General features: G+C 60.0%; 20 protein-coding genes and 1 riboswitch. Of the genes, 7 read left to right on the top strand and 13 right to left on the bottom strand.

Annotated elements, in window-relative coordinates; translation table 11 throughout:
• Nucleotides 1–84: 84 nt before the first annotated feature.
• Nucleotides 85–1,974 carry a phosphomethylpyrimidine synthase ThiC gene (gene thiC / locus GHO25_RS16870; RefSeq protein ID WP_153391345.1) on the bottom strand — a complete coding sequence of 630 codons (1,890 nt, stop codon included), beginning with the start codon at nucleotides 1,972–1,974 and terminating at the stop codon, nucleotides 85–87.
• Between the two features lie 154 nt (nucleotides 1,975–2,128).
• Nucleotides 2,129–2,234: riboswitch (TPP riboswitch) on the bottom strand.
• 174 nt (nucleotides 2,235–2,408) lie between these two features.
• Here thiC and GHO25_RS16865 point away from each other — a divergent pair.
• Nucleotides 2,409–3,845 (top strand): TolC family outer membrane protein, encoded by a 1,437-nt coding sequence (locus GHO25_RS16865; RefSeq protein ID WP_153332828.1) that lies wholly within the window; start codon nucleotides 2,409–2,411, stop codon nucleotides 3,843–3,845.
• A 79-nt stretch (nucleotides 3,846–3,924) separates the two neighbouring features.
• Here the strand turns inward: GHO25_RS16865 and waaA are convergent, their stop codons facing one another.
• Complete coding sequence (waaA, locus tag GHO25_RS16860) at nucleotides 3,925–5,205, bottom strand: lipid IV(A) 3-deoxy-D-manno-octulosonic acid transferase (protein ID WP_153391343.1); 1,281 nt, start codon at nucleotides 5,203–5,205, stop codon at nucleotides 3,925–3,927.
• Nucleotides 5,206–5,353: 148 nt separating this feature from the next.
• Here waaA and GHO25_RS16855 point away from each other — a divergent pair, with 148 nt between their 5' ends.
• From GHO25_RS16855 to GHO25_RS16840, 4 genes are all read left to right on the top strand, one after another.
• Nucleotides 5,354–5,686 (top strand): multidrug efflux SMR transporter, encoded by a 333-nt coding sequence (locus GHO25_RS16855; RefSeq protein WP_048366630.1) that lies wholly within the window; start codon nucleotides 5,354–5,356, stop codon nucleotides 5,684–5,686.
• Nucleotides 5,687–5,785: 99 nt separating this feature from the next.
• Nucleotides 5,786–6,961 carry an FAD-binding oxidoreductase gene (locus GHO25_RS16850; protein ID WP_048366631.1) on the top strand — a complete coding sequence of 392 codons (1,176 nt, stop codon included), beginning with the start codon at nucleotides 5,786–5,788 and terminating at the stop codon, nucleotides 6,959–6,961.
• Nucleotides 6,958–7,770 (top strand): aldo/keto reductase, encoded by an 813-nt coding sequence (locus tag GHO25_RS16845; protein WP_153391341.1) that lies wholly within the window; start codon nucleotides 6,958–6,960, stop codon nucleotides 7,768–7,770. Before GHO25_RS16850 ends, GHO25_RS16845 begins: the two co-directional genes overlap by 4 nt.
• A gap of 41 nt (nucleotides 7,771–7,811) precedes the next feature.
• Nucleotides 7,812–8,768, top strand: coding sequence for a metal ABC transporter ATPase (locus GHO25_RS16840; protein ID WP_153328401.1), 957 nt, complete (start codon nucleotides 7,812–7,814; stop codon nucleotides 8,766–8,768).
• 90 nt (nucleotides 8,769–8,858) lie between these two features.
• On the opposite strand, the gene hldE is transcribed toward GHO25_RS16840, so the two are convergent.
• The 3 genes from hldE to GHO25_RS16825 form a co-directional block, all read right to left on the bottom strand.
• Complete coding sequence (gene hldE / locus GHO25_RS16835) at nucleotides 8,859–10,280, bottom strand: bifunctional D-glycero-beta-D-manno-heptose-7-phosphate kinase/D-glycero-beta-D-manno-heptose 1-phosphate adenylyltransferase HldE (RefSeq protein WP_048366634.1); 1,422 nt, start codon at nucleotides 10,278–10,280, stop codon at nucleotides 8,859–8,861.
• Nucleotides 10,281–10,405: 125 nt separating this feature from the next.
• Nucleotides 10,406–12,217: a lipid A export permease/ATP-binding protein MsbA gene (msbA, locus tag GHO25_RS16830; protein WP_048366635.1), complete on the bottom strand. Its 1,812-nt coding sequence runs from the start codon at nucleotides 12,215–12,217 to the stop codon at nucleotides 10,406–10,408.
• A gap of 15 nt (nucleotides 12,218–12,232) precedes the next feature.
• Entirely contained in the window at nucleotides 12,233–13,399 is a 1,167-nt protein-coding gene (locus GHO25_RS16825) for an O-antigen ligase (RefSeq protein ID WP_153391339.1), read from the bottom strand.
• Between the two features lie 98 nt (nucleotides 13,400–13,497).
• Here GHO25_RS16825 and GHO25_RS16820 point away from each other — a divergent pair, with 98 nt between their 5' ends.
• Nucleotides 13,498–14,103, top strand: coding sequence for a lipopolysaccharide kinase InaA family protein (locus tag GHO25_RS16820; RefSeq protein ID WP_048385209.1), 606 nt, complete (start codon nucleotides 13,498–13,500; stop codon nucleotides 14,101–14,103).
• Here GHO25_RS16820 and GHO25_RS16815 read toward each other — a convergent pair.
• The 8 genes from GHO25_RS16815 to GHO25_RS16780 form a co-directional block, all read right to left on the bottom strand.
• Nucleotides 14,092–15,192, bottom strand: a complete 1,101-nt coding sequence (locus GHO25_RS16815; protein WP_153391337.1) for a glycosyltransferase — start codon at nucleotides 15,190–15,192, stop codon at nucleotides 14,092–14,094. The genes GHO25_RS16820 and GHO25_RS16815 overlap by 12 nt on opposite strands.
• A 47-nt stretch (nucleotides 15,193–15,239) precedes the next feature.
• The gene (locus GHO25_RS16810) at nucleotides 15,240–16,001 is read right to left on the bottom strand and encodes a glycosyltransferase family 2 protein (RefSeq protein ID WP_048366639.1); all 762 of its coding nucleotides are present in this window, start codon (nucleotides 15,999–16,001) and stop codon (nucleotides 15,240–15,242) included.
• Between the two features lie 67 nt (nucleotides 16,002–16,068).
• On the bottom strand, nucleotides 16,069–17,025 hold the full coding sequence (locus GHO25_RS16805) for a glycosyltransferase (protein WP_153391335.1): 957 nt from the start codon (nucleotides 17,023–17,025) through the stop codon (nucleotides 16,069–16,071).
• Nucleotides 17,022–18,446 (bottom strand): PIG-L deacetylase family protein, encoded by a 1,425-nt coding sequence (locus GHO25_RS16800; protein WP_153391333.1) that lies wholly within the window; start codon nucleotides 18,444–18,446, stop codon nucleotides 17,022–17,024. Before GHO25_RS16800 ends, GHO25_RS16805 begins: the two co-directional genes overlap by 4 nt.
• A 101-nt stretch (nucleotides 18,447–18,547) precedes the next feature.
• Nucleotides 18,548–19,444, bottom strand: coding sequence for an antimicrobial resistance protein Mig-14 (locus tag GHO25_RS16795; RefSeq protein WP_153391331.1), 897 nt, complete (start codon nucleotides 19,442–19,444; stop codon nucleotides 18,548–18,550).
• Nucleotides 19,444–20,574, bottom strand: a complete 1,131-nt coding sequence (locus tag GHO25_RS16790) for a glycosyltransferase (RefSeq protein WP_153391329.1) — start codon at nucleotides 20,572–20,574, stop codon at nucleotides 19,444–19,446. The genes GHO25_RS16795 and GHO25_RS16790 overlap by 1 nt, the downstream gene beginning before the upstream one ends.
• A complete protein-coding gene (locus GHO25_RS16785; protein WP_178110114.1) occupies nucleotides 20,558–22,315 on the bottom strand; it encodes a carbamoyltransferase in 1,758 nt (585 codons plus the stop codon). Before GHO25_RS16785 ends, GHO25_RS16790 begins: the two co-directional genes overlap by 17 nt.
• A 154-nt stretch (nucleotides 22,316–22,469) precedes the next feature.
• Complete coding sequence (locus tag GHO25_RS16780) at nucleotides 22,470–22,796, bottom strand: YceK/YidQ family lipoprotein (protein ID WP_153391327.1); 327 nt, start codon at nucleotides 22,794–22,796, stop codon at nucleotides 22,470–22,472.
• A 175-nt stretch (nucleotides 22,797–22,971) separates the two neighbouring features.
• On the opposite strand from GHO25_RS16780, the gene GHO25_RS16775 reads away from it, so the two are divergent.
• On the top strand, nucleotides 22,972–25,050 hold the full coding sequence (locus tag GHO25_RS16775; protein ID WP_048366646.1) for a TonB-dependent receptor: 2,079 nt from the start codon (nucleotides 22,972–22,974) through the stop codon (nucleotides 25,048–25,050).
• The last annotated feature ends 139 nt before the right edge of the window (nucleotides 25,051–25,189 follow it).

Here is a 25,189-nt window from a genome sequence, read left to right as displayed (position 1 = left end):
GCGATGGGGTCGACACGGTTTCACATGCAGACCGCGTCGTTCGCATCGCGAGCAAGCCCGCTCCCACAAGGGGAACTGCTTACATCACACCTTCTTGTACAACTGGCTGCCTTCCTGCTTGAAGCGCTCGGCCTGTTCCGCCAGACCTTTGGCCACGTCGACGTCGACCGCTTCAATGCGTTGGTTGGCGGCGTAGATGCGCACTTCCTGGGTGATTTTCATCGAGCAGAATTTCGGCCCGCACATGGAGCAGAAATGCGCGACCTTGGCCGAGTCTTTCGGCAGGGTTTCGTCGTGGTACGAACGCGCCGTGTCCGGGTCCAGGCCAAGGTTGAACTGGTCTTCCCAACGGAACTCGAAACGTGCCTTGCTCAACGCGTTGTCGCGGATTTGTGCACCGGGGTGGCCCTTGGCCAAGTCCGCGGCGTGGGCAGCGATTTTGTAAGTGATGATGCCGGTCTTCACGTCATCCTTGTTCGGCAAGCCCAAGTGCTCTTTGGGCGTGACGTAACAGAGCATGGCGCACCCGAACCAGCCGATCATCGCCGCGCCAATGCCCGAGGTGATGTGGTCGTAGCCCGGCGCGATGTCGGTAGTCAGCGGGCCGAGGGTGTAGAACGGCGCCTCGTCGCAGCACTCCAGCTGCTTGTCCATGTTCTCTTTGATCAACTGCATCGGCACGTGGCCCGGGCCTTCGATCATGCACTGCACGTCGTGCTTCCAGGCGATTTTGGTCAGCTCGCCGAGGGTTTCCAGCTCACCGAACTGCGCCGCGTCGTTGGCGTCGGCAATCGAACCCGGACGCAGGCCGTCACCCAGCGAGAAGCTGACGTCGTAGGCCTTCATGATTTCGCAGATTTCGTCGAAATGGGTGTAGAGGAAGTTCTCTTTGTGGTGCGCCAGGCACCACTTGGCCATGATCGAACCGCCCCGCGAAACAATGCCGGTCACACGTTTGGCGGTCAGCGGCACGTAGCGCAGCAACACCCCGGCGTGGATGGTGAAGTAGTCCACGCCCTGCTCTGCCTGCTCGATCAGGGTGTCGCGGAACAGCTCCCAGGTCAGGTCTTCGGCCACGCCGTTGACCTTTTCCAGCGCCTGGTAAATCGGCACCGTACCGATCGGCACCGGCGAGTTGCGGATGATCCACTCACGGGTTTCGTGAATGTGCTTGCCGGTGGACAAGTCCATGACCGTGTCCGAGCCCCAGCGAATGCCCCAGGTCAGCTTGGCCACTTCCTCTTCGATGGAGGAGCCCAGCGCGCTGTTGCCGATGTTGCCGTTGATCTTCACCAGGAAGTTACGGCCAATGATCATCGGTTCCAGTTCAACGTGGTTGATGTTGGCCGGGATGATGGCGCGGCCACGGGCGATTTCGTCGCGTACGAACTCCGGGGTGATTTCTTTCGGGATGTTGGCGCCGAAGCTGTGACCGGCGTGCTGCTGGTCCAGCAAGCCCGCCGCACGGGCTTCTTGCAGCTTCATGTTTTCGCGGATGGCGACGTATTCCATCTCGGCGGTGATGATGCCCTGACGCGCGTAGTGCATCTGGGTGACGTTGGCCCCGGCCTTGGCCCGGCGCGGGTTTTTCACGTGAGCGAAACGCAGTTTGGTCAGTTCGGCGTCATCGAGGCGCATTTGCCCGAAGTTCGAGCTCAGGCCCGGCAGGCACTCGGTGTCATCGCGGTCATTGATCCAGGCCGAACGCACGTCGCCCAGGCCTTTGCGCACGTCAATCTGTACTGAAGGATCGGTATACGGGCCTGAAGTGTCGTAGATCAATACCGGCGCATTGATTTCACCGCCAAAATCGGTCGGCGTGACATCAAGGCTGACTTCGCGCATCGGCACCAGAATGTCCGGGCGCGAACCCTGTACGTAAACTTTTTGCGAGCGGGTAAACGGCTTGACCGACTGCTCATCGACCTTGGCCGAATCACTGAGATTGATCGCGTTTTTTAGTGTTGTACTCATCACGGCTCTCCAGACTGCATCCAGGTGGATTGTCGGAGGGAGAACCTGAAAAAAGCACGGACGCACCCAAGGACTGGGTGCTGAGTGACGACCTCGGACGATTGATCATTTTTTGAACAATCGATCCCGGACGGCACTCAAGAGGACTCGCCGGGAGACGAGAAATCTTGTTCCCTACGCAGGCGCTAACCTGATCAGGTTCAACGGGATCCGAAATTATTCGATCTCAGCCTCATAGCAAGGCACCCCGACAAGAACGTTGCCAGTCTATGGCAGCGCCAAGCTTTTAGCTACAAGCAGCAAGCTTTTGGTGTTGATCCAACTTGCGGCTGCTCTCTGCACCCAAAACTACTACACTCGCTACGTCTTGAAACTCCGAGTGCCAGAACACGGCCTCGACAATCAATTTCGCATTATTGAACTAGGGATCGCTCATGCTGCGCAAACTCTCGCTGGCTATCGCCGTGTCCTGGGCGACCAACGCTATGGCTGTGGATTCACCCGCGCCCGTGTCCAACCAAAACGGTTTGGTCAGCGTTTACCAGGAAGCTGTCGACAACAACGCCGACCTCGCGGCAGCTCGTGCCAGCTACTCGGCACAAAAGGAAGTCGTCCCCCAGGCCCGCGCCGGCTTGCTGCCTAATCTGTCGGGCGGCGCCGAGTCGAGCAGTGTGCGCACCTCCATCGACAGGCCGTCGATGACCACCAACCGCAGCCTGATGGTTTACCAGGCCACACTGGCCCAGCCACTGTTCCGCATTGACCGCTGGTTCCAGCTCAAGGCGGCCGAGTCGATCAATGAACAGGCCGCGCTGCAACTCTCGGCCACTGAGCAAAATCTGATTCTGCAAAGCGCCAATGCTTACTTCTCGGTGTTGCGTGCCCAGGACACCCTGGCCGCGACCAAGGCCGAAGAAGCGGCGTTCAAGCGTCAACTGGACCAGTCCCGCGAGCGTTTTGATGTGGGCCTGTCAGACAAGACCGACGTGCTGCAATCCCAGGCCAGCTACGACACGGCGCGGGCCAACCGCATGCTCGCCAAGCGCCAGGTCGAAGACGCCTTTGAAGCGCTGGTCACGCTGACCAACCGCCAGTACAACGCCATTGAAGGCATGCGCCACAGCCTGCCGATTTTGCCGCCCACGCCGAACGACGCCAAAGCCTGGGTCGACACCGCCGCGCAGCAGAACCTCAACTTGCTGGCCAGTAACTACGCCGTAGACGCCGCGCAAGACACCCTCAAGCAACGCAAGGCCGGCCACGCGCCGACCGTGGACGCGGTGGCGCAATACAAGACCGGTGACAACGATGCCTTCGGCCTGACCAACCCGAACGCCCTGAACCAGCGCTACGGCGGCCCGGTCAACCAGACCAGCATCGGCATTCAGTTGAACATCCCGATTTACAGCGGCGGCCTGACCAGCTCGCAAGTGCGCGAGTCGTACTCACGTCTGGACCAGACCGAGCAGCAACGTGAGCAATTGCGCCGCCAGGTGGTGGAAAACACCCGCAACCTGCACCGCGCGGTGAATACCGATGTCGAGCAGGTGAAAGCGCGCAAACAGTCGATCATCTCGAACCAGAGCGCCCTGGAAGCCACGGAAATCGGTTACCAGGTGGGCACGCGCAACATCGTTGACGTGCTCGACGCCCAGCGTCAGTTGTACAACTCGGTGCGTGACTACAACAACAGTCGCTACGACTACATCCTCGACAACCTGCGCCTTAAACAGGCGGCAGGCACGTTGAACCCGGGCGATCTGGATGCGTTGTCGCGTTACCTGAAAGCCGATTACAACCCGGACAAAGACTTCCTGCCGCCAGACCTGGCCCAGGAAGCGGCTGCCAACATTCGTAACGCCGGCCAGTAAAAACTCTGTAGGAGCGAGCTTGTCTCGCGATCTTTTAAAGATCAAAAGATCGCGAGACAAGCTCGCTCCTACAAGAGCATTACGCCTTATCGAGCAACCGACCCAACCCGTCCAGCAAGCGCTGCAAGGCGCCCTGGTTGGCGAGCATCACGTTCAAACCGGCCTGGCCCATGTGCCGGGCGTCTTGCGGCAGTTCAAACAAGCGCCGTACCGCCACCGCCAAAGCGTGCGCATCATCCACTTCTTCCAGCGCCCCGGCGTCACGCAACAGCGCGGCGATTTCGAGGAAGTTGAACAAGTGCGGCCCGCTCAGCACCGGCTTGGACAGCGCCGCTGGTTCCAGCAGGTTATGCCCGCCATTGGCCACCAGGCTGCCGCCTACAAACGCGCTGTCGGCCAGGGCGTACAAAAACAGCAGCTCGCCCATGGTGTCGCCCAACAGCACCTGTGTTTGCGCGCTAACCGGCGTTGCGGCCGAGCGCCGTACCGTGTCGAACCCTTCGCTTTGGCACAACGCGAACACCGAGTTAAAGCGCTCCGGGTGGCGCGGCACCAGGATCAACAAGGCGTTCGGGTAGCTGGCCAGCAACTGCCGATGCGCCGCCAGCACGATGGCGTCTTCACCTTCGTGGGTGCTGGCGGCGATCCACACCGGGCGCTCCAGCGCCTGCCATTGCTCACGCAGTGCGCGGGCCTTGATCAGCAACTGGGGGTCAATCGTCAAGTCGAACTTGATCGAGCCGGTCACTTGAACGCACTCGGGGCGGGCGCCCAACTGGCGGAAACGCTCGGCTTCTGTTTCGGTCTGCGCGGCAATCAGGCTCATCTCTTCGAGCATTGGCCGGGTGAGCTTGGCAAACCGCGCATAGCCTTTGGCCGAACGGGCCGAGAGGCGCGCGTTGGCCAGCGCCACCGGGATGCCGCGCTTGGCGCATTGGTGGATATGGTTAGGCCACAGTTCGGTTTCCATGATCACCGCCAGTGTGGGCTGCACCCGATCCAGAAAACGTGCGGCGGCCCATGGCAGGTCGTAAGGCAAATAACAGTGCTGGATGCGCGGTTCGTCGGCGAACAGGGCTTGAATGCGCTCCGATCCGGTCGGGGTCATGCAGGTCACGGTAATCGGCAACTGTGGATAACGTTGCAGCAACGCCCGGATCATCGGGGCGGCGGCAATACTCTCGCCCACGGACACGGCGTGTACCCAGATCCCGCCCGGCTGCATGGCGGGCATATTCAGCGCGAAACGCTCGCCAATGCGCTTGGCATACGCCGGGGCCTTGCGTGCCCGCAGCCATAAGCGAATCGCCACCAGCGGCAGCCCCAGATGAAACAGCAAGGTGTAGAGAGTTCTATTCATGGGCCCGGAGTTTACTTGAAAACGACCTCCACGATGATGGCACCGAACACGCCCATTTCAAGGCGCGACAAAAAGCCCCCTACACACTTTTACAACCACTAGAATGACGTGCTGTTAAATTGCTTCGCCACACACTCAGGATTGCACCATGACCGCTTACTACTACCTGGCTATCGCTATCTGCGCTGAAGTCATTGCCACTGTTTCGATGAAAGCGGTCAAAGGGTTCAGTACGCCATTGCCACTCATTCTGGTGATTGTGGGCTACGCCACCGCGTTCTGGATGTTGACCCTGGTGGTGCGCACCATCCCCGTGGGCGTTGCTTATGCCGTGTGGGCGGGCATGGGCATTGTGATGGTGAGCGTTGCCGCCTTGTTTATCTACGGGCAAAAACTCGACCTGCCGGCCATGCTCGGCATGGGCCTGATTGTGCTGGGCGTGGTGGTGATTCAACTGTTTTCCAAAACGGCAGGGCATTAAAGCTTTGCCACTGTAGCCCCTCTTTTCTGGGCACCTCAAAGGCAGAGTCGGGATCAGGCTGTATACTCCCAGCCTTGTCTTTCAACGCTGAGGTCGCCCATGGCATCTGTAATTTCCACCGACGTGCTGATTGTCGGCGCTGGCGTCGCTGGCCTCTGGCTCAATGCCCGCCTGCGTCGTCAGGGTTTTTCCACGGTGCTGGTTGAAAACCATTCGCTGGGTGGCGCACAGACCCTGAAGTCTCAGGGCATTATTCATGGCGGCGCCAAATACGCGCTGCACGGCGCGCTGACCGGCGCTTCCGAAGCCATTGCCGATATGCCGCGCCGCTGGCGCGAGGCCCTTGCCGGTGACGGCGAGTTGGACTTGAGCGGCGTGCGCCTGCTCTCCGAAGCCCATTACCTGTGGTCCCCCGGCACGTTGGCAGGCAACCTGACCAGCTTTTTTGCGAGCAAGGCCGTGCGCGGCCGGGTTGATCAGGTCAAGGGCGATCAATTGCCGCCTGCCCTGCAAAACCCGCGTTTCAAGGGCAAGGTGTATCGCTTGGCCGAGCTGGTGGTGGATGTGCCCAGCCTGGTCGAGCGCCTGGCCGAACTGGCCGGTGACAGCCTGCTGGCAGGGCAAAAGGTCGAGCCGCTGTTTGAGAATGAGCGCCTGATCGGCCTGCGGGTCGACGGCCTGGATATCCTCGCGCAACGCATCGTGCTCAGCGCCGGGCAAGGCAATGCCGAGCTGCTGGCCAGCCTTGAAATCAACGTCCCTGCCCAGCAACTGCGCCCGCTGCACATGGTGATGGTCAAAGGCCCGAGCCTTAAACCGCTGTATGCCCATTGCCTGGGCGGTGGCCCCAAGCCGCGCATCACCGTGACCACTCACCCGGCCGCCAACGGCGAATGGGTCTGGTATGTGGGCGGTGACATTGCCGAAGCCGAGGGCGTGGCCCGCACCCCGGACGAACAAATCGCCGCCGCCAAAAAAGAGCTGACCAGCCTGCTGCCATGGGTCGATCTGAGCCAGGCGCAATGGGCCACCCTGCGGGTCGACCGCGCTGAACCGGCGCAGTCGGGTCTGGTCCGCCCGGATAACGCGTTCCTCGCCGATACGGGCCGTTTGCTGGTGGGCTGGCCGACCAAGCTGGCGCTGGCGCCGGACTTCTCGGACCGGGTCATCCACGCGCTTGAGCAAGACGGGATCAAACCCGGCAATGTGCCTGCGCTGCCTGACTTCCCTCGCCCGCCACTGGGCAAAACCGCTTGGGAGCAACTGCTGCCATGAGCCAGGCGACCCTGCACGATTTTCTGCGCCCGCTGGGCAGCACCGGCCTGCACGTGTCGCCGCTGGGCCTTGGCACCGTCAAGCTGGGCCGCGACCAAGGGGTGAAGTACCCCAACGGTTTTCAGATCCCGGATGACCAGGAAGCCAAGATGCTGCTCAAGCTGAGCCGCGACCTGGGCATCAACCTGATCGACACCGCGCCCGCCTATGGGCGCAGTGAAGAACGCTTGGGCCCGCTGCTGCGCGGCCAGCGCCAGGACTGGGTGATTGTCAGCAAGGTCGGCGAAGAGTTCGACAACGGTGAGTCACGCCACGACTTCAGCGCCAAACACACCCGCCGCTCGGTTGAACGCAGCCTGCAACGTCTGAAAACGGATTTTATCGACCTGGTGCTGGTGCACTCGGACGGCAACGACCTCGCGATCCTCAACGACAGCAAGGTGTACGCCACCCTCGCCGAGCTGAAGCGAGAGGGCAAGATCCGTGGTTTCGGCTTTTCTGGCAAAACCGTCGAAGGCGGCCTTAAGGCCCTGGAAAACGGCGACTGCGCCATGGTCACCTACAACCTCAATGAGCAAGCCGAGAAGGCGGTAATCGATTACGCCGCTGCCCATGGCAAAGCCATTCTGGTGAAAAAGGCCCTGGCCAGCGGCCATGTGTGCCTCAAACCCGGCATCGACCCGGTGCGCGCCAGCTTCGAACTGGTGTTTGGCCATCACGGGGTTGCCAGTGCTATTGTCGGCACTATCAATCCGCTGCACTTGGCCCATAACGTGGCAATGGTTGCGCAGGTTCTGCGTAACGCCTAAAGCCGCCGATTCGGCCGACCCCGACGCAAGAAGGAGCCGACATGCCGCGAATGCTCATCCGCAAGAACCCCAGCGACTTCAAAACCCTGCCGTTGCTTGTCGAAGCCACGGCAGAGGGCTTGAGTTACCAAAGTGTCGGCATGCCGCTTAACTTCGCGCAAACCCTGAGCAAGCGCCGCCCGGTCAGCGTTGCCGACACCGAGCGCTTCGCGCTGGAGCTGGCCAACCTCGGCGTATCAGTGCGTTTGACGCTGCATTGGCAGGGCCGCGATTACTGGGTGCTGGTGCGCCAGCGCCGTCAGGACCGGGGTGACGTGGTGCTCAAGCTGATCTCCGGCTACGTACCGGCCCATGAGGTCAACTTGCCCTTGCACACGGCGGTTCAGGAAGTGGCCGAAGAATGCCTGCTGGAGACCCCCGAAGGCTGGCTCAGCGGGCGTTTCAACGACATCTGGCTGCCCGCGCCCTACGCCAGCGCGCTGCATTACCGTGAAGCGCTGTCGTTTCGCCTGGCGCCGTTTTCTGGTGCGGCGCGCCCGGTGCGCTGCGCCAACCAGCCGTTGCTTGAGCGCCCGCGGGCCTATGTGCACCTGCCCACCGCCTCCTTGCAACTGATTTACGACCTGCGCCTTGAAGTGCCCAAAGAAGCCAAGTCACTGAGCCTGTTTCATGTTGATGAGCGCCTGGAGGGGGACCAACTGGTCGCCCGCCTCAACCGCAAGCGTCCGGACCTGTACCTGATGCCGCTGACCGACGGCCAGCCGTGCGCCGAGCTGTACACCTTGCACAAGGATCAACTGAAACCGGCCAGCACCCGAGGCGTGTACCTGGCGGAGAGTTTTGCGCCGCAAGAGGGCTGGGTGGTGAGCGAAGAACGCATTCGCTGGAAGGACTGGCTCAAGCAGCAAGGTTTGAGCGCACCCGACAAGGAGTCGCGGCTCAAACGCCTGACGGGCAAGGCGCGGCAGATGTTCAGGAAGGTCGTAAAGGCCGGATAGCCTAACACGCCTGTAGGAGCGAGCTTGCCTCGCGATCTTTCAAGATCAAAAGATCGCGAGACAAGCTCGCTCCTACAGAGAGTTGCGTTGTTACTGGCCGCGAATTTTCTCGACGATGGCCGTGGTCGAGCTGTTTTCTACCAGCCCCAGCACTTTCACTGTCCCGCCGTACGCGCTCACGATGTCAGCACCGACCACTTGGTCGATCCCGTAATCGCCGCCTTTAACCAGTACATCCGGCTTGACTTGGGCCAGCAGGTTTTCCGGAGTGCCTTCAGGGAAGCTGATCACCCAGTCCACCGCGCCCAGACCCGCCAGTACCGCCATGCGCCGGTCAACGCTGTTGATCGGGCGACCCGGGCCTTTGAGGCGGCTCACGGAGGCGTCGTCGTTTACGGCAACGATCAAACGATCACCTTGCGCCCGCGCCTGCTCCAGATAGGTCACATGCCCGGCGTGGAGGATGTCGAAGCACCCATTGGTGAAAACGATTTTCTCGTTGTGCGCCCGCGCATCGTCGATGGCCAGCAGCAGTTGCTCGAGGCTCAGCACGCCACGCTCGGAACCTTCCGAACGCTGAATGGCGCGACGCAGTTCCGGAGCGCTGATGGCCGCCGTACCCAGCTTGCCCACCACGATACCCGCCGCCAGATTGGCCAGGGCCACGGCGTGGGGCAGCTCTTCACCAGCAGCAATGGCAGCCGCCAGGGTCGAGATAACCGTGTCACCGGCACCGGTCACGTCAAACACTTCACGGGCGCGTGCCGGCAAGTGCATGGCGGCAAAGCCCGGACGCAACAAGGTCATGCCGTGCTCGCCACGGGTGACCAGCAAGGCACCCAGCTCCAGATCGGCCATCAGCTTGGCGCCTTTGGCCACCAGGTCGGCCTCGTCGATACAGCCACCGACGATGGTTTCGAACTCGCTGAGGTTCGGCGTGATCAGGCTTGCACCCCGATAAATCGAGAAGTCTTTGCCTTTAGGATCAGCCAGCACCGGAATGCCACGGGCACGGGCGGCCTGGATGAGTACCTGGTGGTTTTTCAACGCGCCTTTGCCGTAGTCAGACAGCACCAGCACTTTAATACCGTCGAGCAGGCGCTCGACTTCAGCGCCCAACGCCAGGGCGTCAGTCGCAAACGGTTCTTCAAAGTCGATACGCAGCAGTTGCTGGTGACGGCTCATAACCCGCAGTTTAACGATGGTCGGCTGGTGCTCAATGCGCTGGAACAAGGCGCGAACGCCTGCGCCTTCAAGGCTGTTGGCCAGGCTGTCGGCAGCTTCATCGTTGCCGGTGACGCCGACCAGCGAGGCCGGTGCGCCCAAGGCAGCAATGTTCAAGGCAACGTTGGCAGCACCACCCGGACGGTCTTCAATTTGCTCGACCTTGACCACCGGCACGGGCGCCTCAGGGGAAATCCGTGAGGTTCCGCCATGCCAGTAACGGTCGAGCATGACATCGCCTACCACCAAGACAGGGGCTTGATCGAATCGCGGCATGGACAACTTCATTGAGGACCCACATACAAAATGAACAGGGGCGCGATATTAACACAGGGTGAACGCAGGTCAGTTCACGGTGTTAATCGCAGGGAAAATGCGCCGACGGGAGCAGGCGTACCTGCCCCCGTCGGTGTTCAGGTGATGTCGCCAGACGCCAGCGGCGCATCCAGGCCCATCGAGTGCAGACGGGCGTAATAGCCGTTCTGCGCCAACAACTCGCCGTGAGTACCGCGCTCGACGATCTGGCCCTGATCCATCACCAGGATCAAGTCCGCTTTTTCGATGGTCGAAAGGCGGTGCGCAATCACCAGCGTGGTACGCCCTTGCATCACGTGGTCCAGTGCCGCCTGAATATGGCGCTCAGACTCGGTATCGAGTGCTGAGGTGGCCTCATCGAGGATCAACAGTGGCGAATTTTTGAGCAAGGCGCGGGCAATCGCCAGACGCTGACGCTGACCACCCGACAACAGCACGCCGTTCTCACCCACCGGCGTGTCCAGACCTTTGGGCAACTGCTCGATAAAGTCCATCGCGTAGGCATCACGCGCGGCCTTTTCGATGTCGGCCCGTGGCGCACCGGCCAGGTCGCCGTAGGCAATGTTGTTGGCCACGGTGTCGCTGAACAGGGTCACGTTCTGGGTCACTTGCGCGATATGACGGCGCAGGTTGAGCAAGCGATAGTCTTCGACCTCCACGCCATCGAGCAGGATCTCACCCGAGGTGTGGTGATAGAAACGCGGGATCAGGTTGGCCAGCGTTGACTTGCCGCTGCCCGAACGCCCGACCAGTGCCACCATCTGCCCCGGCTCAGCCGTGAACGACACGTCTTTAAGCACCTGGCGCTCTGTGTCGGGGTAGGTGAAGTTGAGGTTGCGCACCTCAAGACGGCCACTGACGTGGTCCAGCTCAACGGTGCCGGTGTCGACTTCCGGTTTTTCGTCCAGTTGCTCAAAGATGCTTTCAGCACCGGCAACACCCTTCTGGATGGTCGAGCTGACTTCAGACAACTGACGGATCGGCTTGGGCAGCAGGCCGGCCAGAGTGATGTAAGCGATCATGTCGCCCGCCGAGGCATCGCCGCGCATGTACAGCACCAGAAACATCAGAACGCCCATGGCGATGTAAATGACCAATTGCAGCATCGGGGTGTAGATCGCCCCGGTGCGGGTCATGCGCAGTTGCTTGTCGGTGTTGCTCTGGCTGGCCTTGAGGAAACGCTCGCGCTCGTACTTTTCGCCGCCAAAGCTGCGAACCACACGGTAACCCTGGATGGTTTCGGACGCCACGTGGGTCACGTCGCCCATCGCCACCTGGATTTTCTTGCTTTGCTTGCGGAATTTTTTGCTGGCCGAACTCACCATGACCGCAATCAGCGGCAGGATCGCCACCATCACCAGCGTCAGACGCCAGTTCATCCACAGCAACGACGCAAACAGGAACACCACGGTCATGCCTTCACGAATCACCACCTTGATTGCATCGGTGGCAGCACCGGTGACCATGGTGACGTTGAAGGTGATGCGCGAGATCAAATGCCCCGAGTTGTGCTTGTCGAAATAGCGGTTAGGCAACACCAGCAGGTTGTTGAACAGCTGCACCCGCAGGTCGTGCACCAAGCCCAGCGAAACCTTGGCCAGGAAGTAGTTACCCAGGAAAGAGCCCAGCCCTTGCCAGGCCGCGATCAATACGATCAACAGCGGCACGGTCTGCAGCAGGCGCATGTCACGCAGGTAAGGCACGTTCGGAAACAGCACGGCATCCGGATTGGACAAGCCGTCAACGAAATACTTGAGGATGTAACCCAGCATGGGTTGAGTCGAAGCGAAGATAAGGAAGCCAACGATACTCAGCAGGAAAAGGCCGATGTAGGGCTTCACATAACTCAAGAGCCGGAAGTAGATTTTCAGGCTTGAACTCTGTCCTTCTTCGGACGGTGAATCACTCATCGTAGAGCTCACTGATTAAGGAAAACGCGAAATTTTATCACAGGCTTCACCCTGCGCCGTCTTGAACGACAAAAGAGTCGCCACGGCAATGGGCAGCCAGGTGATAAACCATTCGGCACGCGGGGTATCGAGCAAACTGGCCGCATCAAACTGCATGGCCATTGTCGAAAACACCCACATGCCCACCAATCCCTGGCCCAGCAAAGTCGCGCGAGCGCGCCAGCCATATACCAAAACCGAAAACCAGGCGATGCTCCACAGCAGCAAACCCGGCAAGCCCAAACTGATCGCCACACTGGTGAACAGGTTGTGCGAATGATCAAACATGATCCCCAGCGCCGGCACACCAAACGGCGCCTCAAGTCCAAGGCCAAGCCATGGGTGCGCCTTGATCATCTGCACGCTGGACATAAACAGCTCGGGCCGATAGGACGAGCCACGGGACATCATCTGCGCCTGCATGCACCAAAACACGATCCCGGCGCCAATCAGCCCGGCCACCGAGATGACCACGGTTTGACGGTTGCACCGCCAGATCGGCATGGCCAGCACCGTAACCAATAGCGCCACTGCCGCGCCGCGGCTCTGGGTAAACACCACAAAGGCGCCCAACAACGCCAGTGCAACCCACCACAGGGCTTGCATCCCACGCTCGCGCGGCATCCAGTGCAACATCCAGACACCGGCGATCCCCACTGCATAAGCGCCCAAAATAGGGTGAGCCAGCTCGCCCAGACCTTCCAGGCGGTCCATCAAGGGCCGAGCGTCAATAAAATAGAAACGCACCATGGCGGCGGCTGCCATGACTGCCAGCCCCAGCCCGCCCCATTGCAGCAGGCGTACAACACGCTCAGGGCGGCCATTGGCCAGAATCGGCCATGACATCACAAACAAGGCGATGTAGAGCAATTGCTTGGCCTGGCTCAGGGGCTGGCCACTCCAGCTCAAGCTGAGCGTGGCCCAGGCGGCCAAACCGATCAGTGCCAGGCACAGCGCTCTTTGCGCGTGCCAGACCTGCGCCAACACCGGGCGTGCAGACCAGGCCACCAGCAGTGTCGGCAGCCAGACAAACACCACCAGGCCCTGTTGATAGATTTTGTTCGTGGGGGCAAACGCAATGGCCAACATGAACCACAGCACGCCGCAGGTCATGAGGGTCTGAGCCCAACGACTTTCGTACATCATCCCGCTCCTAAATCATCTACCCGGCCAACCTGGCATGGTTAAAGCGCCACTTTTTCGGCATCATTGCGTGTCTGACTGCTCGCAAGGGTTCTACGATGCAATGTTCACGGCTTCCACAAGCCGCTTTAAATCAAATGATTGAAGGCGCCAAAATTCTTGAGGCGGACAGTTATGGTGCAAAAGTCTACCTGCTGCAAGACGGGAACATAGTGAAACTGTTTCGTCGCAAGCGTCTTCTGTCGTCCGCCTTGCTACGTCCCTATTCCAAACGTTTTATCGATAACGCGGCCCAACTCGAGAAGCTGGGTATCCCCACGCTCAAGGTGCTGGCGTTTTACCGCCTGGATAAACCCGGCATGACCGCGGTGCTGTATCGCCCGCTGCCCGGTGAAACCCTGCGTCAGATCGCTGAAAAAAACGGTTTTGACTGGACAGAAAATCTGCCGAAGCTTATCGAGCTGATTCGCAGATTGCACGCGGCCGGTATTTACTTCCGCTCTCTGCATTTGGGCAACATTGTGGTGACCCCCGACAACGCGTGGGGTTTGATTGATGTCGCCGACATGAGTTTTGTGAGGGCGCCCCTGTCCAAAAAGCTGGTTCAGCGCAACCTGCAACACTTTTTGCGCTACATCGAGCGCGAGAGTCTGAGCGATAAATTCCCCGCCCAAGCCCTCAAAGACGCCTTTTTAAAGGCCTGACAACACCGTGGTGCATGCCTGCCTGAAGCGCAGCCAGGCATGTTCCGGGTCAAGGCTTGCGTGCTGGCGCGCAGCCACTTCTGTTGTCGACAGCGCGTCGCTGGCTTCAATCGCCCGTGCCCATGCCGACTCATCGCCGACCGCCACGTAGTTCCCCGCCTCGCCCAACTGCTCGTAAAACACGGGAAGGTCACTGGCCAGTATCGGCACGCCAGCAATGACCGCTTCCTGGACGACCAGCCCCAGGCCTTCTGCCCGCGACGGTATCAGCACCCAGTCAAATGCCCGATACAGGCTGGCCACGTTGTCGACGTAGCCCGGCAGCAAGACCTTACCTTGCAGCCCCAGCGCCTTGACCTGCGCCTCCAGCTCGGCGCGCATGGCGCCTTCACCGATGATGATCAGCAGTCGATCCGGGTGGTTAACGAGGGTTTTGGCAAAGGCGCTGAGCAGGGTGTCAAAGCCCTTGGAGTCCACCAGACGGCCTACAGCACCGAACACTTGATGAGTACCCGCAGGAATGCCCAGTTGCTGGCGCGCCTGGTCACGCGGCAACAATTGCTGCTCGAATGTGTGCGGGTTGAGCATGCTGCTCAGGGTGACCACCGGCAACTTGAGATCGGCCGAAATGGAGTCTGCGAGGGTTTGCGAGACAGCACAGAGTGTCAGTTGCTCGCCCGAGAACTGGCGAAGCAGCCTGACATCTTTGCATTGCAGGCGGGTTGAGCCGTGAAATATCACCACCGCCCGTACGTGCGGCAGTGTGCGCAAGGCCGGCAACAGCACCCGAGCCACGCCCAGCCCATCGATCAGCACCTGCCGGGCGTCATTTTTGAGCAGGGCCTTGCGAAAAAAACAATTACGCCAAGGGCGCGATAACGCCCAGATGCCCCGCCCTTTTAAAAAGCGCGACGACAACTTCAAAGCCTCAACCTGCCCAAGCTCGCGCAGGCAAGCCGGGGCAGAATGCTGCAACAGCCAGGTCTTTACCGGTGTACCCGGTGATGCCTGAGAGAGGATTTGCTGGTGAACCTTGTGTACAGACGCATAAGGAGAACCGCCTGACCACATCACATTAATGATGCTCATCACACGCTTCCTCGCCGTTCAATCATCACCATTCAAACCTGTACCTGCTAACTGATAAGGACGCCTATTAGCACGCCCACCAACAACGTAACGAACAACTTGATCCGCTCCCGACGGCCGCGTCGCAGCTTGCGCTGACGCTCTTCAGGCACCTCGACATGGTTGCCAAAGCCTGTGTGCAACACCGCGTCAGCTTCAAGGGCCACCGCTTGCAGATTAAGCTCGGCATAGCGCTTGGACAGCGCTTTTTCGCCACCATGACCGCTATAAGGCGCACACAACAAATATTCTTTGTAACGGCGTAATCCAGGATTCAGCGAAAAGCTCTGCCATTCGGGTTTATCCGACAGCACCGGGTAACACGCGACGCCTGCAATCACCTCGCGCTCACCGTAATGTAGGTAAGGGCTGTGAATCCGCAAGTCGTGTGCGTAGCTGCGCAGCCAGACCTGCAAGATCTCTGGTTTGTTCTCCAGAATCGCTCTTGAGTCTTCGACAAAGCCCGGGCGATAAAACTCCCAATCGTCTTCACAATGAAAAATGTACGGTGTGCTGACCTTAGAGTAGGCCAGATCGATCGAAGCCAACTGCCCAAGTTTCGGTTTGTTGACGAAAACAGTGCAGTGCTCACGCCAATTGGGCGGAATAGCCTCGCGCACGGCCTCATCACCGGAGTCTTCGGTAATAAAGACTTCACGAATGGGCGCGGTGTTGAACCGGTCAAAGCTTTCGAGCGTCAGCTTGAGCAAGTCAAGACGGCCGCAGCTGGTCACAACCAGGGTGATGTCACTTTCTTGGCAGAACCGCACGGTTCGCCTCCTCTCATTAAATAGTTTCAGTCCTTTGGGTATCACCACGATGGCACCGGGGGATGTCTCAAATCCCCAGTTTCAATCGCACCCGATCGACCCAGGACAAGGGCGGATGCGGACGTAGTGCCGGTTGCAGCTCTTCAACAATGCGCTGGCCAATTCGACCGAAGCTGTACTGCGACACCGCAAGGTCACGACCACGAAGAGCGATATCGGCTGCCAGTTGCGGATCATTACGCAGCTGTTGCAGTTTTTTTTGCAGCTCTGGAATGTCGCGATAAAAAACAATGTTGTGCATGTCGACAAAGCCCAACGCACGGTTTTCGGCTTCACCCTGATCAAACGCCAGCAGTACACAACCGCAGGCCATGGCCTCAAAGTTTTTGATCATGTATTCGCCCATGCCCACGTCCGCGCTGACAAAAAAGCGGATGCGGTTAAGGGTGTCGCGGTAGTCATCACCGGACTTGGTGCGCGTCACCACCAGCGGCTCGACGCTGGTCAGCTCGTCGAGCAACGCTTTGCGGCCACTGTAAGCCACGCTGTTGGTGCTGCCAACAAACGCCAACTCAATGTCGCGCTCACGGCCCAAGTCATGCAACAGCGTCTGGTCGTAGCCTTTTGGCACAAATACGGCGTCAAAGCCCTCTTCGCGCAAGCGCTCAGTGACCATAAAACCCGAGGTGATCACCCGGGCCCACGGCAGTTGGCGGTAATGGGCGCTGAATTTACCGGTGTATTTGCACTCGATGTAATTCTGATACGCATCGTGCTCAAGGATCACCAGGTTGGGCACGGTACGGATAAAGCCAACCTGGCGGATCTCTTGTTTAAAACGCAAGAAAAACACAATGCGGTCATAACGCGACACGTCCACTTCGCGGCGGAAGTAGCTGCGCAAGTTGCGTTGCTCGTCACTGCTCAGCCAGCGCGTATCGCACTCGCAATGGGCTGCAATGCCGTCATACAAGCGATCCAGAATGGCCCGCTGCTCTTTCTGTACTAGAAATAGAACTCTCATGGGTTTCCTTGCGACGCCTTGAGGCGCCAGAACAGCTCATGCCGTCGAACTGCTTTACGAAAATATTCATTCTCGCCATAAGGCGATGGCCGTCTGCCCGCCAGCAGCGCCTGGATTGACCGGCGCACGCGGCGCTTGAGCGCAGCGCGCGGTTGCAGGTCGTGCATCATGCCCAGCGCCATGGCCTTGTCGCGTTGCTGGGCCAGCGTCAGCGGCAGGCTGCACGGATGCAAGCTGAGCGACGTATCGAACACCGGCGGCAGAGCCACCCCATCACCACTGTTGCCCATGGGCCAGCGGTCATTGTCATGTAAATGGTTGGCGTAGCCCAAAATCGTCGTCGGTTGCCACTCCAGCCCATGCAGCGCCTCGAACACCGCCGCTTGCGCGCAGATGTGGTCGGGGTGCGGGTCGAGCGACGGATGCGGCAACACAATTACTTCAGGACGCGCGCGCAGGATCAAGGCGCGCAAATCCGCCAGCAGGTTATTCCAGGTCGGTGCGCCATCGCCATCGCCGGGCATCGGAAACGGATTGAGCTGACGAAATAGCCGGATGTCACTCATATCAGCCTCGCGGGACGGCATCGGCTGATCCGGTGCGGCCTGCATGGCCGGCAGTTGCAGGCAGAAGTAGCCCAATTGCGCGCAATGCGCCTCAGGCACACCGGCCCAACGCGGCACCGCCAGGCTGTCCCATGCCCGCAAGCGGCCCTTGAGGCGCGCGGCTTCGGCGCGCTCAAGGCCCATCTGCTGATAATGCTCGGCTTCGATTTCACCGGCCGTCAGGGTGACGATCCACGCCTCTTTGGCCTGGCTGTACAGACCAAACGCCGCAAGCTCCGCATCGTCGGCATGGGGCGCAATGACCATGACCCGTTGCTCGCGGTAATCGGGTTGGCGGAACAACCACAACCGGGGCTGGCCCGACACGCGGCAGTGCCGGCCTTTGAGGCGTAACTCGCCACGGGCCAATGCGCCAGCGTGCTCACTCAGGTTCAAATAGCGCAGCCCGTTGACCCCACGCTCGAAGGTTTGCTGATCGGGCTGTTCGCCGCCCAGCAGTTGAATGCTCGGGTCAATAAAACGCCCCAGCCCGCGGCTGCTGACCTTGATGGCCAAAATAAGGGTTTGATTACCGGTCACGCTCAACGGCTGATCGAGCACCAGGCGTTCGCCCTCAAGGCGCACGTCAAGACACTCGCCGTCCGGGTCGAAGGCGTACTGGTAGTCGTCTTGGGGGGAATAGAACAGATGGTCCGCAAACCAGGCCTCATGGGCCACCCAGCCCAGCACCGCCAATACCGGCGGCAGCCACCAGGCCAGCCAGACACCGCTGACAATCAGCACCAGCAGACCGATCAGCAAGCCAATTCGTTTATTGCGCCGATGGCGCTTGAGGAGTTGCTGTTTGCGGCTCATGGCTCAACTCTTATGTTTGATGCTCTGTAGGAGCTGCCGCAGGCTGCGATCGTTTAAAGATCAAAAGATCGCAGCCTGCGGCAGCTCCTACAAGGTGTGCACTAGACCTTAAACACCGGCACCGGGTTGCACCAACGCTCTTTGTATTCGCGGTCGGCGCGGCCGAACGAGAAACGCAAAGGCTTGTTGACGCTGCGCGCCTGCTCCCAGGCCGATTGGGTATTGAGAAAGCTCAATACGCTACCGGGGCTGAAATCTCGGGTTTGCGGGTCAACACCGCCGTTGACGTACTCAACGCTGATCCACTGCGGGGATTCAACCCGGTACACCAACTGGATGGCAATAGGCGCGTCGTTAAGGAATATGACCGAACCGATCAACAACTCACGCAACAGCTCGACCACATCGCACATGCGCTCGGCGCCCGTGGCCACAAAACCCCAGCGGCGCAGGAACAGATCGCAGTAAATGGCCGCCAGTTCAGTGCTGGAAAAGTCCGTCACCGGGCGCACCACACCGCCCGCCTCTTCCAGCAAACGCAGTTCGCGGCGTTGGTTGTAACGGAATTTTTTCGAGAGTTCTTCAGGCGTGCGGGCCATCGCCAGCTGTTCGGTTTGCTGGATCAGCGTACTGAAACGGCCTTCATTGAGCTGCGACAGGTAGCGCCCACGGTGACGCAAGGGCACGTTGGCCCCATCGGCAGCCGGCAGAATGATTTCGGCATTACCGAGGTCAAACAGGCCTTTTTTGCCGTGGCGCTTGAGCACGTCCTTGGACAAAGCCAGGTCGCGGCCCCAGGTCGGGATCGCAGCTTTCACTTCGCCATTTTGCTCCCAGGCCAGGTAGCGCACCGGGATACCCGCCAACTGAGCCAAACGCTCAACCACCATCGGGTGCGTGGCCACGCTGCCACCAAAGCGTTGCCAGGCCTCTGCGTAAACAGACGCGTCAACAACGCTCCAGCCGCGCTCACGCCAGCCCTGGAAATAATTGAGCATCAGGCCCCCGCAGTCAGGTCGGTGACTTGCGGCAACTGCCAGAACCGGTCATGAACGGCCTGATCGCTGAAGCGCTCATGCAGGCGCGCCAGCATCAGGTCAGCACAGGCATGGCGCTGCTCATCGGTGAGCACCGACAGATGCTTGATGCCCTGAGCCAGATGCTCGACATCGCCCAGCGGGAACAAGATCCCTACGCCTTCCACCACTTCCTTGGCGCCGCCACAGGCCGTGGCCAGCAACGGCACGCCAGCGGCCATGGCCTCCAGCAAGACCATGCCAAACGGTTCTTGATCGGAACTGAGGGCAAATACATCAAACGCACGGAAATAACGCCGTGCATCGGGCACCTGGCCCAAAAACTTCACCTGCTCGGCAACACCGAGTTCACGGGCCAGCTCTTTGAGGTCTTGCTCCAGACGGCCTTTACCCAGAATCACCAGTTGGCTATCTGCGGGCAGGTCTGCCCGTGCCTGGGCGAAACCCTTGATCAGCGTGGCCTGGTCTTTGTCCGGGTGCAGACGCCCGACATTGCCGACAATAAAACCATCGACCGACAACCCCAGCGCTTCACGCGCCTGGGTGCCGGGCAGTTGGCTGGCTTGTACGGCGTCGATATCGATTCGGTTGTACAGCGTGCTGATACGCCCGGTCGGCCACTTGGGCAGGCATTGGCGCATGTCGTCACGCACCGCATCAGACACCCCGAGCAGGCTCAGGCGCTTACGAAACAGGTTAGCGAACAGTTTGCGGCTGCCGCGCTGGTAGTCGCCAAACGCATGATGCACGCCGATCACCGGCAAACCGGTGGCCAACAAGGCGATATAAATCGGCTTGAAGCGGTGGGCGATGCAAAAGCTGAATGCCCGCGAGGCGGCGATTTTACGCAGCTTGGCGATGGCGCCCAGCTTGAGGCCACGAATGGCCTTGGAGCTGAACTCCATAAACAGGACTTCGTCGGACGCGCAGCCTGCGGCGACTTCGGGGTCGGCCGCCCCGGTCAAAAAGACCGTGGTGACCTTGTACCCGCTGCCGGCAAACAGGCTGGCGTACTGGCGCGCGCAGTCCAGAAACGGCCCGTCATAGCCGTGGCAGAACTGCAGCACATGCCGCTCAGTCGAGCGATTCATAACGCTCCGCGCCTTCTTTAACCACCAGAATGTCTTCCATGATCAGGTACTGCAGGTCCGAGCCGAAGAACATGTTCAGGGCGTCGGTCGGCGAGCACACCATTGGCTCACCCCGGCGGTTGAGCGAGGTGTTCAGCGACACGCCGTTGCCGGTCAGTACTTCAAGGGCCTTCATCATGTCGTAGTAGCGCGGGTTGTATTCGCGCTTGAGCACCTGGGCGCGGGAGGTGCCGTCTTCATGGACAACCTCTGGCACACGGGTTTTCCACTCTTCTGCCACTTCAAAAGTGAAGGTCATGAACGGTGCCGGGTGATCGACCTTGATCATCTGCGGGCCCACGGTGTCGAGCATCGACGGGCAGAAAGGCCTCCAGCGCTCACGGAACTTGATCTGTTCGTTGATGCGGTCAGCTACGCCTTCGCTGCTCGGGCAACCGATGATCGAACGACCGCCCAAGGCACGCGGGCCAAACTCCATGCGGCCCTGGAACCAGGCCACCGGGTTGCCATCGACCATGATCTTGGCGATTTTCTCAGGCGTGCCTTCGATTTTGCGCCAGGCTGGCTTGCCCGGGTGACGGGCACACGCCGCGATCACGTCTTCGTTGCTGTACGCAGGGCCGAGGTAGACGTGTTCCATCTTCTCGACCGGCACGCCGCGCGCGTGGGACACATAGGCCGCAGCACCCACCGCCGTACCGGCATCGCCGGACGCAGGCTGGACGAACAGCTCTTTGACTTCCGGGCGGGCAATGATCTTTTGGTTCAGCTTCACGTTCAACGCGCAGCCGCCCGCAAAGGCAATTTTGCCGGTCTCTTTGAGAATGTCGCCCAAGTAGTAGTCGATCATCTGCAGCGCCAGTTTTTCAAACAGCGCTTGCATGCTCGCGGCGTAGTGGATGTACGGCTCGTCGGCGATGTCGCCTTCGCGCTTGGGGCCCAGCCACTCAATCAGTTTTGGCGAGAAGTAGAAGCCTTTGCCCTTCTCTTTGTAGCGGCGCAGGCCGATAACGTTGGCGTATTCGGTGTTGACCACCAGCTCGCCGTTTTCAAACGAGGCCAGGCGCGAGAAGTCGTATTTGCTGGCGTCGCCGTACGGCGCCATACCCATGACCTTGAACTCGCCGTCGAGCATCTCGAAACCGAGGAACTCGGTGATCGCGCCGTACAGGCCGCCCAAGGAGTCTGGATCGAAGAATTCTTTGATCTTGGTGATCTTGCCGTTTTCGCCATAACCGAAGAAGGTCGTGGCGTACTCACCTTTACCATCGATACCCAGAATCGCGGTTTTCTCTTTGAAACCCGAGCAGTGGTAGGCGCTGGAGGCGTGAGCCAAGTGGTGCTCAACCGGTTCTATCTTGATTTTTTTCGGATCAAAACCCAGTTGCTGCAGGCAGAACACAATCTTGTTGCGATAGCGCTTGTAGCGACGGTTGCCCATCAGGATCGCATCCAGAGCGCGGTCCGGGGCGTACCAGTAGCGCTTGGCGTAGTGCCAGCGAGCCTTGCCGAACAAGCTGACAGGTGCGAACGGGATCGCTACCACATCAACGTCAGAAGGTTTGATACCCGCGTGCTCAAGGCAGAATTTTGCGGACTCGTAAGGCATGCGGTTCTTTGCATGCTTGTCGCGTACAAAGCGTTCTTCCTCAGCCGCTGCAACCAGCTTGCCGTCAATATAGAGGGCTGCGGAGGGATCATGGCTAAGGGCGCCGGACAGGCCAAGGATCGTCAATGCCACTGGATTAGCCTCTTAAAAATGCAGGCAGGCGGCGGGCGCCTGAAAAAAGGGGTGTACTGCGCGCAACGCGCAGAAACAACTAAAGGGCGGGATTATAGCGTAAAGCGCACGGGAATGACCCAGCGCTATTTGCCACGCCCTGGCGCCCGCCTGCCTACCTCAACAAGAGACTGCCCTCGCGGCTTTGCTGGAAAATGGTATAGGGCAACGCAACCGTGTCGACCACCGCACAGGCCAGCACGTCAAAAAAGAAAATCGGCACAAACCCGCTGGGCACACCGCTGGTGGTGTTGGGCGGCGCATTCAGCACGCACAAATCAAACGCTACGCCACTGTAGACACGGGTCACCGAGTCACAGTAACTGCGCTGCTTTTTAAGGTCCCGACGGATGCTCTCATCACTGCCGAACAAGGTCTTGACGGACCCACACCCCAACAAAAAGCAAGGCACGACACACAGCAGCACGAATTTGCAGGCCATCGCATTGGCTCCTGAAGAATGACCTCGCAACCTAGCACCCGGCTGCGGCTAATCGCAGGTGATGGCTTCCTAAGTTTTCGTATGAACCCTCTTACACCGCTAAACTACCCGCCCTCTGCTAGCCTGATACCCGTCGCCCAGACGGGTCGCGTCACACGGAACCCCGATACCGCCCATGAATTTTTTTGCTCCTGCCCGCTTTGCCCTGTTGCTCCCGGGGCTTTGCCTCGCCCCCGCCAGCTTCGCCGAAACCCTGGAACTGGACCCCAGCGTCATTACCGGTTCGCGCAGCGCCAGCCCCAGTTTTGATCTGCCTTACTCGGTCGACAGCATTAACCAGCAGCAGATCAGCGATGGCCAATTGGGCATCAATGCCTCAGAAGTGCTGTCCCGCGTGCCGGGGCTGGTGGTGCAAAACCGGCAGAATTATGCGCAGGATCTGCAAATCTCGTCCCGTGGGTTTGGTGCACGCTCGGCGTTTGGCGTGCGCGGCATCAAGCTGATTGCCGACGGCATCCCGGCCAGCACCCCGGACGGTCAGGGCCAGGCCGCGACGTTTAACCTCGACACCGCCGAGCGCATCGAAGTGTTGCGCGGCCCGGCGGCCACGCTGTACGGCAGCAATGCGGGCGGGGTGATTCAAATGTTCTCCCGCGATGGCGAAGGGCCGCCGCGCATCGGCGCCGAAACCCTGGTGGGCAGCGACGGCATGAGCAAAAACCACCTCACGGCCGAAGGCGCGACAGACGACGTGGGCTTTGTGCTCGACGCCTCGCGCATGGACACCGACGGCTACCGCGACCACAGCGCCGCCCGCCGCGACCAGACCTTTGCCAAGCTCAACTTAAAGCCTGACGAAGACAGCAAACTGGCGCTGATTTACAGCAGCCTGGAGCAAAACGGCACCCAAGACCCGCTGGGGCAAACCTGGGCAGCCTACAAGGCCGACCCACGTTCGGTGACACCGGCGGCACTGACCTACAACACCCGTAAAAGCATCGACCACCAACAAGTGGGCCTGAACTACGAGCGCTACTTCGGCGATGCCACCTTGCAGGTCAATGCCTACAACGGCACCCGCAGCGTGATCCAGTACCTGGCGATCCCCAAAGGCACGCCCGGCAACAACCAGGGCGGCGGCGTGGTGCAATTCGACCGCAAGTTCTATGGCGGCAGCCTGCGCTGGCTGCAACCGGTGCACAGCGTGCCCGGCGACCTGACCCTGATTGGCGGGCTGGACTACGACCAGAGCCGGGACAGCCGCCACGGCTACCAAAACTTTGTGGGCGACCAACTGGGCGTGAAAGGCGCGCTGGTGCGCGACGAAATCGACACCGCCCGCAGCCTCGACCCGTACGTGCAGGCCAACTGGGCCATCGACAACTGGACCGTCCAGGCCGGCCTGCGCTACAGCACCATGGAACTGGACGTACATGATCAATTTTTGAGCAACGGCGACGACAGCGGCACCAAGCGCTACGAAAAAGCCACGCCCTCGATGAGTGTGATGTACGCCTTTACCCCAGAGCTGCATGGTTATGTCAGCGCGGGCAAAGGTTTTGAAACACCGACTCAGGCGGAATTGGCCTACTCGCCAAACGGCAATGGCTTCAACTTTGGCCTCAAACCGTCTGAAAGCACGCAGTACGAAATGGGCTTGAAAGCTCAGCTCGCCAACACGCGCATCAATGCCGCCATCTTCCAGATCACCACCTCCGACGAACTGGTGGTGCTGAGCAATACCGGCGGGCGCACCACCTACCAGAACGCGGGCCGCACCCTGCGTCGCGGCTTCGAGCTGGGGGTCGAAAGCCAGCTTGCCGACGACTGGACCACCACCCTGGCCTACACCCGGCTGCAAGCCACCTATGACCGCGACTTCACCAGCCCCAAAGGCCTCATTGATAAAGGCAACGACCTGCCGGGCGTGCCGCAGACCACTTTGTTTGCCGAAGTGAACTGGAAACCTGCCGACTGGGTCAGCACCGCCATCGAGGGCATGTACCGCAGCAAGGTCTACGTCGAAGACACCAACACGCAAAAAGCCGCACCGGCCTACAGCGTGTTCAACTGGCGCGCGAAGTTTGAGCAAAAGGTTGATCACTGGACCTTCCACCAGACCTTGCGCCTGGACAACCTGCTAGACCGCCAATACGTGGGCTCAGTGATCGTTGCCGACGGCAACAACCGCTTCTACGAAGCCGCACCGGGCCGCTCGTGGTACGCCGGCGCCGGGGCGCAATACAGCTTCTGAGTCGCAAACCGCCCCGCCTTCGACGTCGCGCTGTCGCGCATCAAACAGGCCACCGATAATCGTCAGCATCCCCCAATCGGTTCCCTCTCCTTCGGGAGTGTATGGACCGGGGACATAGCGAACACAATGTTCGGAGACA

This window comes from Pseudomonas sp. FSL R10-1350 (assembly GCF_009600525.1).
Classification (GTDB): Bacteria; Pseudomonadota; Gammaproteobacteria; order Pseudomonadales; family Pseudomonadaceae; genus Aquipseudomonas; species Aquipseudomonas helleri.
This window is presented reverse-complemented; position numbering and strand designations above follow the sequence as displayed.

What these genes read in the sequence shown, in the direction of transcription:
- msbA (WP_048366635.1), bottom strand. Translation starts at nt 12,217, where the DNA reads ATGAGTGATTCACCGTCCGAAGAAGGACAGAGTTCAAGCCTGAAAATC.
- GHO25_RS16805 (WP_153391335.1), bottom strand. Translation starts at nt 17,025, where the DNA reads ATGAGAGTTCTATTTCTAGTACAGAAAGAGCAGCGGGCCATTCTGGAT.
- GHO25_RS16825 (WP_153391339.1), bottom strand. Translation starts at nt 13,399, where the DNA reads ATGTACGAAAGTCGTTGGGCTCAGACCCTCATGACCTGCGGCGTGCTG.
- thiC (WP_153391345.1), bottom strand. Translation starts at nt 1,974, where the DNA reads ATGAGTACAACACTAAAAAACGCGATCAATCTCAGTGATTCGGCCAAG.
- hldE (WP_048366634.1), bottom strand. Translation starts at nt 10,280, where the DNA reads ATGAAGTTGTCCATGCCGCGATTCGATCAAGCCCCTGTCTTGGTGGTA.
- GHO25_RS16855 (WP_048366630.1), top strand. Translation starts at nt 5,354, where the DNA reads ATGACCGCTTACTACTACCTGGCTATCGCTATCTGCGCTGAAGTCATT.
- GHO25_RS16840 (WP_153328401.1), top strand. Translation starts at nt 7,812, where the DNA reads ATGCCGCGAATGCTCATCCGCAAGAACCCCAGCGACTTCAAAACCCTG.
- GHO25_RS16815 (WP_153391337.1), bottom strand. Translation starts at nt 15,192, where the DNA reads ATGAGCATCATTAATGTGATGTGGTCAGGCGGTTCTCCTTATGCGTCT.
- GHO25_RS16790 (WP_153391329.1), bottom strand. Translation starts at nt 20,574, where the DNA reads ATGAATCGCTCGACTGAGCGGCATGTGCTGCAGTTCTGCCACGGCTAT.
- GHO25_RS16775 (WP_048366646.1), top strand. Translation starts at nt 22,972, where the DNA reads ATGAATTTTTTTGCTCCTGCCCGCTTTGCCCTGTTGCTCCCGGGGCTT.
- waaA (WP_153391343.1), bottom strand. Translation starts at nt 5,205, where the DNA reads ATGAATAGAACTCTCTACACCTTGCTGTTTCATCTGGGGCTGCCGCTG.
- GHO25_RS16800 (WP_153391333.1), bottom strand. Translation starts at nt 18,446, where the DNA reads ATGAGCCGCAAACAGCAACTCCTCAAGCGCCATCGGCGCAATAAACGA.
- GHO25_RS16850 (WP_048366631.1), top strand. Translation starts at nt 5,786, where the DNA reads ATGGCATCTGTAATTTCCACCGACGTGCTGATTGTCGGCGCTGGCGTC.
- GHO25_RS16795 (WP_153391331.1), bottom strand. Translation starts at nt 19,444, where the DNA reads ATGCTCAATTATTTCCAGGGCTGGCGTGAGCGCGGCTGGAGCGTTGTT.
- GHO25_RS16780 (WP_153391327.1), bottom strand. Translation starts at nt 22,796, where the DNA reads ATGGCCTGCAAATTCGTGCTGCTGTGTGTCGTGCCTTGCTTTTTGTTG.
- GHO25_RS16820 (WP_048385209.1), top strand. Translation starts at nt 13,498, where the DNA reads ATGCAATGTTCACGGCTTCCACAAGCCGCTTTAAATCAAATGATTGAA.
- GHO25_RS16845 (WP_153391341.1), top strand. Translation starts at nt 6,958, where the DNA reads ATGAGCCAGGCGACCCTGCACGATTTTCTGCGCCCGCTGGGCAGCACC.
- GHO25_RS16865 (WP_153332828.1), top strand. Translation starts at nt 2,409, where the DNA reads ATGCTGCGCAAACTCTCGCTGGCTATCGCCGTGTCCTGGGCGACCAAC.